Genomic DNA, 13,651 nt, shown 5'->3' with positions numbered 1-13,651 from the left:
ACCAGGCACAGCGAAGACGATGACATGACCACGCTCGTGAGCAAGTCAGGCACAGCTGGGACGGCGACGTGAGCGAGCTCGCGAACGAGTCAGGCACGGCGAAGGCGGCGACATGAGCAAGCTTGCGAGCGAGTCAGGCACAGCTGGGACGGCGACGTGAGCGAGCGCCGCGACTATCTGGAAGGTGGCCTCGTCGACATCGACTGTGACGGCTGCGGGATCGGAGTCCGGGCCGGCAAGCGCAGCTCCATGCAGACCAGCGTGCAGTGGCGGGGCCGAGCCTGTGAACTGATCGTCGCGGAGGCGGTCGGCCGGCCGACCGCTCTGGTCCCGACCTGCCCGAAACTGCGGGAGAGCATCGACCGCGCGATTCGTGAGGGCCGTCTGGAGGTGAGTTGATGCCGACGTTCCGACCGGTCCGGATCGCGGACGTGATCCCGGAGACCGCGGATGCCCACTCCCTGGTGTTGGACGCCGGCTTCGGCTACCGCCCCGGCCAGTACCTGACGGTTCGGACACCGGCCGGGGCGCGCTGCTACTCGCTGTCCAGCGCGCCGGGAGTCGACGCCGCGCCCAAGGTGACGGTCAAACGCGTGCCCGGCGGCCAGGTGTCGAACTGGATCTGCGACCACGTCCACGCCGGGGACGTCCTGGACATGTCGGGCCCGGCCGGCACGTTCACCCCGGACTCCCCCGACGACGACCTGCTCCTGCTCGCCGGCGGCTCCGGCATCACCCCGATCATGGGGATCATCAAGTCGATGCGGGGCGGCGCATGGTCGCTGATCTACGCGAACCGGGACGCTGATTCCATCATCTTCCGGGACGAGCTGGACAGGCTGCTTCCGGTCACGCACTGGCTCGACAGCGAGCGCGGCGTGCCGACGGCCGACGCTCTTCGGGAACTGCTCACGGCGTACCCGGATCGTCTGGCCTTCGTCTGTGGACCGGAAGCGTTCGTCGCGGTCGCCGAGAAGGCGTTGCAGCTGGCCGGCGTCCCCGCGTCGCGGATCCGGGTGGAACGCTTCGAGCTCGGATCGCCCGAGTCCCGCCCCTCGGCCGATTCAGCCGAGTCCCGCGCCTTGGTCGTCTCCGCCGAGTCCCGCGCCTTGGCCAATTCAGCCGAGCCGGGCGCCCTGGCCGATTCAGCCGAGCCGGGCGCCCTGGCCGATTCGGCCGGATCGCGGGCCGCGGTCGAGCCGGGCGCCTTGGCCAATTCGGCCGGATCGCGGGCCGCGGTCGCCGAGGTCGAACTCGACGGGCGGACCCATGTGCTGCCCTGGGCGCCCGGCAAGCGCCTGCTCGACGTGATCATCGACGCCGGGTTGAACCCGCCCTACTCCTGCCGGCAGGGCCAGTGCGGCGCGTGCGCCTGCCGCCTGCTCAGCGGCGAGGTCGCGCTGGTCAACAACGAGATCCTCGAGGAGGAGGATTTCGCCGAGGGCTACATCCTGGCCTGCCAGGCGGTCCCGCTGACCGATTCGGTCACCGTCACCTATCAATAGATCCGGTACGAGGGATCTCGCGCCGCCGGGCGTAGTGGATGATCGGCCTCAACAGCCCATTCGATCCAGCTGACCGCCTGGGCTGGCTCAAGCCTGGCGAAACAACCCGCCCTCCCCCAGAACCAGCCAGGAACACCCAGCTGACCGCCAGGACTTGCTCAACCCGGCGAGCAACACTGAGCGCCGGCCGGGAGATCGGTTCAGCGGGCGGCCAGTTCGCGCGCGATCGTGATCAGCTGGTCCTCCTGACCGCCGACGAGGCGGCGCTCGCCGGCCCGGACCAGGATCTCGGCGCCGGAGACGCCGTAGCGCTCGGCCAGCGTGTAGGCGTGCGTGAGGAAGCTGGAGTAGACCCCGGCGTACCCCATGATCAGGGCCATCCGGTCGAGTTTGCACTCGCCGGGCATGGCCGGGCGGACCACGTCCTCGGCCGCGTCCACGATCTTGAAGAAGTCCACACCGGTACGGATGCCCAGCTTGTCGCAGACCCCGACGAACGCCTCCACCGGCGTGTTCCCGGCGCCCGCACCGAACCGGCGGGTGCTGCCGTCGATCTGTTTCGCGCCGGCCCGGTAGGCGATGATCGAGTTGGCGACGCCGAGTCCCAGATTCTCGTGGCCGTGGAAACCCACCTGCGCGTCGTCACCCAGTTCGGCGACCAGTGCCGCCACCCGGTCGCCGACCTGGTCCAGGACCAGCGCGCCGGCCGAGTCGACCACGTAGACGCACTGGCATCCGGCGTCCGCCATGATCCGGGCCTGCTCGGCGAGCGCCTCCGGCGGCCGGGAGTGGGCCATCATCAGGAAACCGACCGTCTCCAGCCCCAGGTCGCGGGCGATGCCGAAATGCTGGACCGCGATGTCGGCCTCGGTGCAGTGGGTGGCGATCCGGCAGACGCTCGCGCCGTTTCCCGCCGCCGCGCGGATGTCGTCGAGGACGCCGACACCGGGCAGCATGAGGAAGGCGATGCGCGCGCGGGTGGCCGTGGCGACGGCGGCGGCGATCAGCTCCTGTTCCGGGGTGCGGCTGAACCCGTAGGTGAACGTCGACCCGCCGAGCCCGTCACCGTGGGTCACCTCGATCACCGGCACTCCGGCGTCGTCCAGGGCGCGGACGATCGCGGTGACCTCGTCCACCGTGAATTGGTGCCGTTTCGCGTGTGACCCGTCCCGCAACGACGAGTCAGTGATCCGGAGATCCAGCAAGTTCCTCACCCACCCTGGTCGCCGCCGCCGTCATGATGTCCAAGTTCCCCGCATATTTCGGTAGATAGTCGCCGGCGCCTTCGATCTCGACGAAGACCCCGACCCGGAGTTGATCACCCACGGGGTCGTACTGGGGTTCGTCGAGCAACCGGTACCCCGGCACGTATGCCGAGATCTCGGACACCCGGTCGACGATGGACTTGGTGACGGCCGCCTGATCCGCGTCCGGGGACACCGCGCAGAAGACGGTGTCCCGCATGATCAACGGTGGCTCGGCCGGATTCAGCACGATGACCGCCTTACCGCGCGCCGCTCCCCCGATGGTCTCCAGCCCCCGGCTCGTCGTCCGGGTGAACTCGTCGATGTTCGCCCTGGTCCCCGGCCCGGCCGAACGGGACGCCACGCTCGCCACGATCTCCGCGTAGCTGACCGGCGTCACCCGCGACACGGCGTGCACGATGGGGATCGTCGCCTGCCCGCCACAGGTGATCAGGTTGACGTTCGCCGCGTCCCGGTGCTCCCCGAGATTGACCTCCGGCACCACCGCCGGTCCCACGGCGGCCGGAGTCAGGTCGATCGCCCGGATTCCCGCCACCGCATAGCGGGGAGCGTTGGCCCGGTGCACGGCCGCCGAGGTGGCTTCGAACACCAGATCCGGCCGTGGCTCCTGACTCAGCAGCCAGTCCGCGCCGCCGGTCCCGGTGACCAGCCCGTGCGAGGCGGCCAGCCGCAACCCCGGGCTCTCCGGGTCGATCCCGGCCATCCATCGTGGCTCGATCACCGGCGATCGGAGCAGCTTGTACAGCAGATCGGTGCCGATGTTCCCCGACCCCACGATCGCCGCGGTCACCGTCACGACAAGTCCTCCCTCTCGGCGTTCCCGCTGCCGGCCCGGACGCCGGCGAATGCCAGCCGCACCTCGCCGAGCCCGCTGAACTCGGCCCGGAACTCGTCGCCCGGCCGCACATCGACGGCCCGCGCACACGCGCCCGGCAGAATCAGATGGCCGGCCCGCAGCCGTACACCGAATCTCGCCACCGTCCGCGCCAGCCAGGCGACCGCGGTCACCGGATTGCCGAGCACGGCGTCGGACCGGCCCGCCGCCACCACTTCCGCTCCCCGGCGCAACACCGCGGCGATGCCGCGAGGATCAAGATCATTCGGGGGTACGCGTGACGCGCCCACCACGAATCCCGCCGACGACGCGTTGTCGGCGATCGTGTCCGCGAGCCTGATCCGCCAGTCCACGATCCGGCTGTCGATCAGCTCGATCGACGGGGCGAACGCCTCGGTCGCCGCGAGCACGTCCGCCTCGGTGCAGTCCTCGCCCGGCAGATCGTCCCCGAGCAGGAACGCCACCTCGATCTCGACCCGCGGATAGCAGTACCGCCCCGCGTCGGCCGGCTCGTCCTCGGACAACCGCATGTCCGCGAGCAGGTGCCCGTAGTCCGGTTCGTCGACGCCCATCATCTCCTGCATCGCCTTGGACGAGAGCCCCACCTTGTGGCCCACGACCGCGGCCGTCCGGCGCCGGATGTTGTGCAGCTGAATCTCGTAGGCGTCCGCCGCACTCAACCACGGCCGCTCCAGCGTGAGCGGAGGAACCGGCGCCCGGTCCCGTTCGGCGTCCCGAAGCCGGTCCGCGATCCCCCGCAACTCACTGACGGCGAGCACGCTCATCCCTCTGTCCTCCCCCACTGCCCCGTTCCGTCACCCCACCCAGCTCGACCGCCCCCATCCCGCAACAGCCTCGCCCCGCGCCGCACACCGCGTGACGAAGCTTTAGAGCCCCGCCATGCCCACCCGCCCGACCCCAACCGCACCAACCCAGCTGGCTTCAGGAGCTGCCTCAACCAGCCCAAGAAGGCGCTCAGAGCCAGCCGAAACGGAGTAGCTGACCCCAGGAGCAGCCTCAACCCGCCCAAGAAGGCGCTCAGAGCCAGTCGAAACGGAGTGGCTGGCCTCAGTCGCTGCCTCAACCCGGTTGAAACAGCACTCAGAGCCGACCGAACGAGACCAGCTGGCTTCAGGGGCTGTCTGAACCCGACTGAGACAGCGCTCAGAGCCAGCCGGGTGGGGTCACTCGAGTCGGCGGTGGTGTGCTGGACGGTCGTTTCCGGATTCGGTTCTGGCACGGGTTTCGGCGCGGGTTCCGGACGGGGCGACATGGCGGCGGCGCGACCGGCTCGGCGGCCGGAGAAGACACAGTCGGCCAGCGACAGGCCGCTGACGTAGGAGCCGGAGCAGATACCGACCGCGGTGCGCCCGGCGGCGAAGAGTCCGGGGATCTCGGTTGAGTCCGGGCACAGCACCCCGCCGGTCTCCTCGTCGACGGTGAGGCCGCCGAGCGTCAGCATCGGCGCGGGGGATGCCCGGAGCGATACGTCCAGCAGCGAGAACGGCGGCCGGATCAGCGGCCGCACCAGGGCCAGCGGCTTCCCGACCTGGTCATACCCGACCGCGCCGCTCACTGCGGAGTCGTCGTCGAGCGTCTCGCGAATCGGCGCATCGGCCTCAGAGCCGGTCGCCGCAGCGGTTGTGTTGTTGGCGGTGACGGTCGTCGCCAGGGTGGACGGGTCGATGCCGGCGCGGCCAGCCAGCCGGTCGAGGGTGGGGGCGCGGAGGCGCTTGACGGTCAGCAGCCACCACGTGGGGAGGCGCTGGAACCACAGGGTCTGTGAACGCGACTGGCGGCGCGCCTCGGCGAGCACGGTCGCGTCGATGAGCAGCCAGGCCCGGCCGCCGGGGCGGTGCAGGATGGCGTCGCCGAGCGCGGCTCCGTACCGGGACTCGTCGCAGAAACGGTGACCGTCCCGGTCGATCAGCACACCGCCGAGCAGCGCCGAAGGCGGTGTCAGGAAACGCCATAGGGTGACCCGGCCGAGGTGCCGGACCCCCGCCCCGGCCGCCGTCCCGAGCCGGATGCCGGAACCGTCGTCGCCGGGCGTGCCCAGACGCAACCCGCGGTAGCCGGGGGCGTGTTCGCGCATCATCTCCCGGTTGAAGACGAATCCGCCCGCCGCCAGCACCACCGCGCCCGCCTGGATGCGCAGCGTTCGGCCGTGGCGGTTCTCGATCCGGGCGGCCAGCCGGTGCATCGCGCGGCCGAATCCCGGCAGGTAGAGCCCCGGTTTCACCGACCAGCGGTGCAGTCGCCGGTGCGCGAGCCGTGCCCAGGCGGGGGCGTCCCGCAAGGTCCGGCATTCCACGCCGACGACCCGCCTTTCCGCATGATCCGCCCCGGCGGCCGAGGTCGCGGCCTGCCGGCCCGGTGAGGGTTCGGCCGTCGGGGACGGCTCGCCCCCGGACGGCTCGATCGACGGCGACCCGAGCGGAGGCGGACCGGACGCAGACGAGCCGGGCAGGGGCGAACCGGTTGGGGGCGCGGCGGGCAAGGACGAAGCGGGTGGGGGCGCGGCGGGTGAGGCCGCGGCGGGTGAGGCCGCGGCGGGTGAGGGTGTGAGGATCAGGGAGAGGGCCTGGGTTTGGGGGAGGAAGCGGACGCCGAGGGTGCGTGCCGCCGCCACCAGTCGGGTGTGGAGGGTGCCGCCCGATGTGCCCGGGGCGTGGACGCGGTGGCCGCGCGGCGCCGGGTCGGGGTGGGCGTGTTCGCTGCCGGACTGGTACAGGTAGTGGCGGTTCGTCGGGTAGGACGTCTTGTACGGGCACAACCGCGCGTCGAACGGCACCCCGTGGTCCTCCAGCCAGGCGAGCATGTCGGCGGACTCGTCGCAGAACCGGTGCAGCGTGGCCGGTGACACCGCGTCGCCGACCTCGTGGCGCAGGTAGGCGTACATCGCCGATGGGGTGTCGGTGACGCCCGCGGCACGCTGCTGGCGGGTCCCGCCGCCCGCGTAGACGACGCCGCCGGAGATCGCGGTGGCGCCGCCGCCGGTGAACCGGTCGATGACCAGCACGTCGGCGCCGGCCTCGGCGGCCTCGATGGCGGCGCACACCCCGGCCGCGCCGAAGCCCACCACCACGACCGTGGCCGATTCGTCCACGTGCACCTCCCCGGATCCAGCCGGATAACTATAACCTGTTCTAGTGAAGACCGAGGATGCGTACGACGTCGTCGTCATCGGCAGCGGCGCGGCTGGGATGACCGCCGCCCTCGCTGCGGCCCATCACGGGCTCAGTGCAGTGGTGATCGAGCGGGAGAAGGTGTACGGCGGCTCGACCGCCCGTTCTGGCGGCGGCCTGTGGCTGCCCGGCCCGGAAGCGTCCACCTACCTGAAACACGTTGCAGGCGATGAGGTGGCGCCGGCCCGGCGGGACGCGCTGCTGGCGTACGGCCCGGAGGTCCTGGCGTTCGTCGAGAGGCACACGCCGCTGGAGTTCGCGCGGGTGCCGGGCTATCCGGACTACCACCCGGAGGCGCCCGGCGGACTGGCCGAGGGGCGGACCGTCGAGCCGCGGCCACTGGACGTACGCCGGATCGGTGTGGATCGGGAGACGCTGGCCCCGCCGTACCGGGCCGCGCCGAACGGGATGGCGGTGACCGCGGTCGACTACCGCTGGCTGTCGCTGGGGATGCGCCATCCGCGGTCGGCGCTGACCGCGGTCCGGCTGGCGGCGAGCCGGTTCCGGGGCCACCGGCTCACCATGGGCCAGGCGCTGGCCGCCGGGCTGCGGGCCGGGCTGCGCCGGGCCGGGGTGCCGGTGCTCCTGGACACCCCGATGACCGGCTTGGACGTCGGCGAGGGCCGGGTCGCGGCCGTGCGGTCCGGCGGGCGGACGTGGCGGGCTCGCCGTGGCGTGATCCTGGCCAGCGGCGGTTTCGAGCGCAACGAGGGGATGCGCCGCGAGCATCAGGACCTGGGCACCGAGTGGACGGTCGGCGCGCCCGGCAACACCGGCGACGGCATCCGGATGGGCCGTGAGCTGGGCGCCGCTCTGGATCTGATGGACGAGGCGTGGTGGGGGCCGTCGCTGCCGCTCACCGGTGGCCCCTACTTCTGCCTGGCCGAACGGAACCTGCCGGGCAGCCTCATGGTGGACGGCTCCGGTCGCCGGTTCGTGAACGAGTCCGCCCCGTACGTCGACGTCGTGCACGTCATGCTGGGCCGCCGCACCGGGACACCGCACCTGCCGTCCTGGTTGATCACCGACCGCACCTACCGGGACCGGTACCTGTTCGCCGGCCGGGCGCCGCGCACCCCGCTGCCGCGCCGCTGGTTCGACGCGGGTGTGGCGCACCGGGCGGACACCGTGGCGGGTCTGGCGGCGAGCATCGGGGTGCCGCCGGAGGAGCTGCGCCGTACGGTCGACCGGTTCAACGGCTTCGCCGCGAGCGGCCGGGACGACGACTTCGGGCGGGGCGATTCGGCGTACGACCGCTACTACGGTGACCCGCGGCAGCGCCCGAATCCGTGCCTGGGCCCGCTGTCGAAACCGCCGTTCCACGCGTTCGCCCTGGTCCCCGGCGATCTGGGAACGAAGGGTGGGCTGCGCACCGACGAGCGGGCCCGGGTCCTGCGCCCGGACGGCGCCCCGGTTCCGGGCCTGTACGCGGCCGGCAACACGTCCGCCTCGGTGATGGGCCGCGGGTACGCCGGCGCGGGCGCCACGCTGGGCCCGGCGATGACGTTCGGCTACCTGGCCGCTCTCGATCTTGCCGAATGAAGAGCGCCGAACGAGAAGCGCCGAACGAGAAGCCCCGAACGAGAAGCTCCGAACGAGAAGCGCCGAATGGGAAGCACGGCGAGAAGCGCGGCAGGAAGCCTGGACGGCGGCACGTACCTTGACGGTGTCGCCGTCCAGCGATTCCCGTGTGGATCGCGAGCGTGAATCGAAGGGGTGAGCGTGCCGACCCAACTCGCGCCTGCCGAGGTCAGAACCGCCGGGAAACCACCGCGAAGCACCGCGGTCAGCCCGGCCCCGAAAGCCGGTCTCCTGACCCGGGCCCGTGACCGGATGAACACCCCGAGGCTCTACTGGCTGGTCGCGATCGGTCTGGTGGCGCTGGGACTGCTCGCCGGCACGGCCGCGGTCGCCGCCGTACGGGAGAGATCCGCTCTGATCCAGGACGTGGCCACGGTCGGCGGCCCGGTGAGCGTGGACGCGCAGACCCTCTACCGGGCGCTCGCGGATGCCGACGCGACGGCCGCCACCGCCTTCCTGGCCCGCGGCGCCGAGCCGGCCCACCTGCGGCAGCGCTATCTGGACGACATCGCCAAGGCGACCGCCGCACTGACCGTGGCGCTGCGCGGCGCCGACGACGCCGACGCGGCCCGGCTGCGGGTGGTCGCCGATCAGCTGCCGGTCTACACCGGGCTGGTGGAGACGGCCCGGTCGTACCAGCGGTCGGGGGTGCCGTTGGGTGGGGCCTACCTGCGGGAGGCGTCGGCGCTGATGCAGCAGACCATGCTGCCGGCCGCGGCCGTGGTGTTCGACAACACGCAGCGGCGGGTGGCGGCCGAGCAGGAGGACGCGTCCGGGTTCCCGTGGCTGGTGGCCCTGCTCGTGCTGGTCACGGCCGGCGCGCTGGTGGCCGCGCAGTTGCTGGTGGCCCGTCGCAGCCGGCGGGTGTTCAATCCGGGTCTGGTCGCCGCGAGCCTGGTGCTGGTGCTGGCGCTGCTCTGGTCGGCGGCCGCGCTGACCGTGTCGGCGAACCGCCTCGACATCGGGCGGCGCGAGGGCACCGATCTGGTGTCCACGCTGTCCAACGCCGGCCGGGCGAGTCTGCAGGCGCGCGCCAACGAGTCGCTGACGCTGGTGGCGCGGGGCAGCGGCGCCGTGTTCGAGAAGAGCTTCACCGCGCAGATGACGGAGCTGATCGGCGCGGACGGGACGTCCGGCTGGCTGGCGGAGGCGCTGGAGCAGGCCCCGGAGGGTGACCGGCAGCTGATCCGGGAGGCCCACGACGAGGCGCTGCGCTGGCGGGAGATGCACGGTGAGGTGCGCACGCTGGACGACGGCGGCGACTGGGACAGGGCCGTCGAGCTGGCCACGGCCACCGGCGACGACGCTCTCTCGGCGGTGTTCGGCCGGCTGGACGCGGCGCTGACCGGCGCCCTCGACGTGGCGAACGAGCGGGTGGACCGGCAGGCGGACTCGGCGGCGTCCGCGCTGCGCGGGCTGACGGCCGGGCTGGTCCTGCTGACCGTGGGCCTGGTGGCCGCGGTCGTCCTGGGTTTCCGTCCGCGAATCGGGGAGTACCGGTGAAGACTACGAGGGTCGTCGCGTCGCTGCTGCTCATCACGCTGGCCGCCGGATGCGGCCCGGCCGGGGGGACGGATCGGCCGGTGGCCGCCGACGCCACCGCCACCGTGCCGCGCCCGGTGAACGTGGCGGATCCGGCCGAGGTGCCGAGCGCGGCGGCCGCGCCGAACTGCGATCCCCGGGCCAGCTTCCGGCCGGAGGGCCCACTGCCGAAGGCGGGCGCCATGCCGGCCGGCACACCGATGGCGCGGATCGCCGCGAAGGGGCGGCTCGTGGTCGGCATCGACCAGAACGCGTACCTGTTCGGTTTCCGTGACCCGGAGAGCGGTGAGCTGGTCGGTTTCGAGATCGACATGGCGCGGGAGATGGCCCGGGCGATCTTCGGGGATCCGAACAAGGTCCAGTTCCGGGCGATCACGACGGCCGACCGCATCCCGGTGTTGCAGAACCACCAGGTCGACATGGTGATCCGGACCATGACGATGACCTGTGAGCGGTGGCAGCAGGTCGCGTTCTCGACCGAGTACATCGCCTCCCGGCAGCGGCTGCTGGTCCGTCGGAACGAGGGCATCAAGGACTTCGCCGACCTGGCGAACCGCAAGGTGTGCGCCACCCGGGGCAGCACCAGCATCCGGACCATCGCGGCGCAGCCGTCCAAACCCATCCCGGTGAGCACCGACAGCACCCTGGACTGCCTGGTGCTGCTCCAGCAGCGGCAGGTGGACGCGGTCTCGACCATCGACATCCTGCTGGCCGGGCTGGCCGCGCAGGATCCGACGACCGAGGTGATCGGGGCGCCGGTGTCGGACGAACCGGCCGGGATCGGCATCCCGCAGGGCGAGGAGGACATGGTCCGGTTCGTCAACGGCGTGCTGGAGAAGATGCGGGCCGACGCCACGTGGACCCGCATCTACGACAAATGGCTGCGGAGCCGGCTCGGCGCGGCGGACCCACCGGCGGCGGTCTACCGCTGACGGGTCGTTCGGCCGACGACGCGGGTGGCCCGGCTGGACTACCCTGGCGCAGCCGGTCGATGACCGGGCTGAACTGGGAGGATGGCCGGTGCTGACGGCGACCGTGGTGTTTCTGGTGATCGGTGGCGTCGCCGTGGCGGTCCTGGCGCTGGCGCTGCTCGGCGGCGGGTTGCTCCACTTCGGTCATCCGGATGCGGGCGGGCCGGTGTCACTCGAGGTGGTGGCCGGTTTCGTGGGGGCGTTCGGGTTCGCCGGGGCCGCTGCTTCCGAGCTGCTCGGCGCCCGTACCCCGGCGGTGGTCGCCGTGTCGATGCTGGCCGGCGCCCTCGCGGCCGTGCCCGCCGCCTGGCTCGCGTGGCGCCTGTCGCGGGCCGCGCGGAACATGCGCACCGACGCCACCCCGCAGCGGGCCCATCTGGTCGGTTCGCTCGGGGTGGTGGTCACCCCGGTGCCGGCCGGGACGGGGTACGGCGAGGTCCGCGTCCGGCTCGGCGGTCAGCCGGTCAAGCTCTACGCCCGCGCGGAGCGGGCGATTCCGGCAGGCGCCCAGATCTTCGTGATCGAGGCGCCGAGCGAGACGAGTGTCGTGGTCGAGGAAACCCCTCACACAGGGAAGGCATAGATGTCTGGATTGGTCTACGCGATCGGTGGCGCCGTGCTGCTGGTCGTGCTGCTCGTGGTGTTCGTGCTCTCCCGTATCAAGGTGGCCGGGCCGAACGAGGCGTTCATCATCACCGGCCGCAAGGGCAAGGTGACCCAGGGTCTGGACGGCACCAGCAGCACCGACCTGTCCGGCCAGAAGGTCGTGATGGGCGCGTCGGTGTTCGTGCTGCCGATCGTGCAGAAGTTGCAGTCGCTGGACCTGTCCAGCCGCCGTATCGACGTGAGCATCAAGGGCGCGGTGTCGAAGCAGGGCATCCGGGCCGAACTGCACGGTGTGGCGATCGTCAAGGTCGGCGGCACCGAGGACGCGATCCGCGCGGCCGCGCAGCGGTTCCTGCACCAGCAGTCCGAGATCGAGGACTTCACCCGTGAGGTGCTGGCCGGTGCGCTGCGGTCGATCGTGGGCCGGCTCACCGTCGAGGAGATCATCCGGGACCGGGCGGCGTTCGCCAGCGCGGTCGCCGAGGAGGCCGAGCACTCGATGACCAACCAGGGTCTGGTGCTCGACACGTTCCAGTTGCAGGACATCCTGGCCGAGGGGTCGTACCTGCAGGATCTGGGCCGTCCGGAGGCGGCGCGCGTGCTCAAGGACGCGGCCATCGCCGAGGCCCGGGCCCGGCAGGCGGCCGAGCAGGAGCGGCTGCTCGCCGAGGAGGCGATCGCCGAGGCGAACCGGAACCTGTCGCTGAAGCAGGCCGCCATCCAGGCCGAGATCGACGCGGCGAAGGCGCAGTCGGCGGCGGCCGGCCCGCTGGCGCAGGCCGAGCGGGACCAGAAGATCCTGGCCGAGCAGCAGAAGGTGGCGGAGCAGAACGCCGAGCTGAAGCAGCGTCAGCTGGACACCGAGGTGCGTAAGCCGGCGGACGCCGAGCGGTACCGGGTGGAGCAGGAGGCGGAGGCGTCCCGCAGTGCCGCGGTGCTCCAGGCGGACGCGCAGCGGCAGGCCACCATCGCGGCCGCCCAGGCGCAGGCCGAGCAGGCCCGCCTGATCGGTGAGGGTGAGCGGGCCCGTCGTGCGGCGCTGGCCGAGGCGAACGCGATCGAGGGCGCCAAGGAGGGTGAGGCGGAGCAGCGGCGGCGTTCCGCGATCGCCGAGGCGATCGAGCGGGAGGGCGCGGCCGAGGCCGCGGCCATCCTGGCCAAGGGTCAGGCGGAGGCCGAGGCGATGGCCCGCAAGGCCGAGGCGTACGCCCAGTACGGCGACGCCGCGGTGATGGACCTGCTGGTCAAGGTGCTGCCGCAGGTGGTCGAGGCGGCCAGCGCCCCGATCGCCGGCATCGACAAGCTGACCGTCATCTCCACCGACGGCGCCTCGTCGCTGACCAAGTCGGTGGCCAGCAACGTGGCGCAGGGCCTGCAACTGGGCACCGACCTGACCGGCATCGACCTGGCCGGGCTGCTGTCGCGGCTGGGCACGCACGCCAACGGCGACCGGGCCGTCGAGGCGAAGGCGCAGGACTGATCCGGATGACCGGCGAGGGCCCCGCGCCCTCGCCGGTCACTCGATCGCGAGGCAGGTGGCCGACTTGGTGGCGGCCCGGTCGGTCTGTTCGAAGTCGCCGCCCCGGAGCTCGTACCGGTAGGTGAGCTTGAGCTTCGGGCAGGCGTTGCTGTCGGCGCTGTCGGTCCCGTAGGCCTGGACGGTCACGGCGCCGCCCTTGACCGACAGGCCGATCACCCACGGCTGGTCGGTGGGGCCGACGTCGGTGAGGATCGGCTTGCCGATCCGGGTCGGCGCCTCCACCGGCGACCTGCCGTCGAAGGCCTCGACCGTCGACGGGAAGTAGGAGGTGGAGGCGTCGCAGGTGCGGGCGACCAGCGCGTCGGCGGTGCCGTCGGCGTTCACGTCGCCGACCGCCACGTGCTGGACGATCGGTTCCTGCTCGGCGTTGGCGCACGCGGCGACGTAGTTGTCCCAGTCGCCGCCGTCGCCGACAGCGGCCAGGGTGCCGGTCGGGTCCTCGGCCTCCGGCAGGTTCTCCGGCGCGACCGGGCTGGCCGTGGTGGCCGGCGCGGGGCCGATCGGCGCGTCGGTCCGGCCCTTCTCGTCCGGTGTGCAGCCGGCGAGCAGGGCCAGCGCCACCAGTGAAACGGCCGCGGCTCTCTTGGACAATGCGGTCTCCCCCGTGCGTGACATGGT

At 72.0% G+C, this 13,651-nt stretch carries 11 protein-coding genes and 1 pseudogene; 7 read left to right on the top strand and 5 right to left on the bottom strand.

Annotated features, from left to right (window positions below):
* The first annotated feature begins 156 nt into the window (after positions 1-156).
* Together J5X75_RS10095 and J5X75_RS10090 are read left to right on the top strand one after the other, a co-directional pair.
* Positions 157-399 (top strand): hypothetical protein, encoded by a 243-nt coding sequence (locus J5X75_RS10095; RefSeq protein ID WP_208467066.1) that lies wholly within the window; start codon positions 157-159, stop codon positions 397-399.
* A complete protein-coding gene (locus J5X75_RS10090; RefSeq protein WP_208467065.1) occupies positions 399-1,505 on the top strand; it encodes a ferredoxin--NADP reductase in 1,107 nt (368 codons plus the stop codon). Before J5X75_RS10095 ends, J5X75_RS10090 begins: the two co-directional genes overlap by 1 nt.
* Positions 1,506-1,705: 200 nt before the next feature.
* Here the strand turns inward: J5X75_RS10090 and dmpG are convergent, their stop codons facing one another.
* The 4 genes and pseudogenes from dmpG to J5X75_RS10070 form a co-directional block, all read right to left on the bottom strand.
* Positions 1,706-2,710 (bottom strand): 4-hydroxy-2-oxovalerate aldolase, encoded by a 1,005-nt coding sequence (gene dmpG, locus J5X75_RS10085; RefSeq protein WP_208467064.1) that lies wholly within the window; start codon positions 2,708-2,710, stop codon positions 1,706-1,708.
* Entirely contained in the window at positions 2,688-3,566 is an 879-nt protein-coding gene (locus J5X75_RS10080; protein ID WP_208467063.1) for an acetaldehyde dehydrogenase (acetylating), read from the bottom strand. Before J5X75_RS10080 ends, dmpG begins: the two co-directional genes overlap by 23 nt.
* Positions 3,563-4,390 (bottom strand): 2-keto-4-pentenoate hydratase, encoded by an 828-nt coding sequence (locus J5X75_RS10075; RefSeq protein ID WP_208467062.1) that lies wholly within the window; start codon positions 4,388-4,390, stop codon positions 3,563-3,565. Before J5X75_RS10075 ends, J5X75_RS10080 begins: the two co-directional genes overlap by 4 nt.
* Positions 4,391-4,878: 488 nt before the next feature.
* Positions 4,879-6,792, bottom strand: a pseudogene (locus J5X75_RS10070) (FAD-dependent oxidoreductase); the annotation flags it as partial.
* Positions 6,793-6,811: 19 nt separating this feature from the next.
* Here J5X75_RS10070 and J5X75_RS10065 point away from each other — a divergent pair.
* The 5 genes from J5X75_RS10065 to J5X75_RS10045 all read left to right on the top strand — a co-directional run bounded on the left by J5X75_RS10065 (position 6,812) and on the right by J5X75_RS10045 (position 12,973).
* A complete protein-coding gene (locus J5X75_RS10065; RefSeq protein ID WP_208467141.1) occupies positions 6,812-8,335 on the top strand; it encodes an FAD-dependent oxidoreductase in 1,524 nt (507 codons plus the stop codon).
* 180 nt (positions 8,336-8,515) lie between these two features.
* Positions 8,516-9,877, top strand: a complete 1,362-nt coding sequence (locus tag J5X75_RS10060; protein ID WP_208467060.1) for a GlnX family signal transduction membrane protein — start codon at positions 8,516-8,518, stop codon at positions 9,875-9,877.
* Positions 9,874-10,848 carry a transporter substrate-binding domain-containing protein gene (locus J5X75_RS10055; RefSeq protein ID WP_208467059.1) on the top strand — a complete coding sequence of 325 codons (975 nt, stop codon included), beginning with the start codon at positions 9,874-9,876 and terminating at the stop codon, positions 10,846-10,848. Before J5X75_RS10060 ends, J5X75_RS10055 begins: the two co-directional genes overlap by 4 nt.
* An 88-nt stretch (positions 10,849-10,936) precedes the next feature.
* Positions 10,937-11,470: an NfeD family protein gene (locus J5X75_RS10050; protein WP_208467058.1), complete on the top strand. Its 534-nt coding sequence runs from the start codon at positions 10,937-10,939 to the stop codon at positions 11,468-11,470.
* Entirely contained in the window at positions 11,471-12,973 is a 1,503-nt protein-coding gene (locus J5X75_RS10045; RefSeq protein ID WP_208467057.1) for a flotillin family protein, read from the top strand.
* Between the two features lie 36 nt (positions 12,974-13,009).
* On the opposite strand, the gene J5X75_RS10040 is transcribed toward J5X75_RS10045, so the two are convergent.
* Positions 13,010-13,624 carry a hypothetical protein gene (locus J5X75_RS10040; protein WP_208467056.1) on the bottom strand — a complete coding sequence of 205 codons (615 nt, stop codon included), beginning with the start codon at positions 13,622-13,624 and terminating at the stop codon, positions 13,010-13,012.
* Between the last annotated feature and the right edge of the window lie 27 nt (positions 13,625-13,651).

It is taken from the genome of Actinoplanes flavus, from assembly GCF_017592555.1.
In the GTDB taxonomy this organism is placed as follows: Bacteria; Actinomycetota; Actinomycetes; order Mycobacteriales; family Micromonosporaceae; genus Actinoplanes; species Actinoplanes flavus.
This window is presented reverse-complemented; position numbering and strand designations above follow the sequence as displayed.

Bases quoted from the DNA above. Each gene is read 5' to 3' on its own strand.
- J5X75_RS10090 (WP_208467065.1), top strand. From the start codon at position 399: ATGCCGACGTTCCGACCGGTCCGGATCGCGGACGTGATCCCGGAGACC.
- J5X75_RS10075 (WP_208467062.1), bottom strand. From the start codon at position 4,390: ATGAGCGTGCTCGCCGTCAGTGAGTTGCGGGGGATCGCGGACCGGCTT.
- J5X75_RS10065 (WP_208467141.1), top strand. From the start codon at position 6,812: ATGACCGCCGCCCTCGCTGCGGCCCATCACGGGCTCAGTGCAGTGGTG.
- J5X75_RS10045 (WP_208467057.1), top strand. From the start codon at position 11,471: ATGTCTGGATTGGTCTACGCGATCGGTGGCGCCGTGCTGCTGGTCGTG.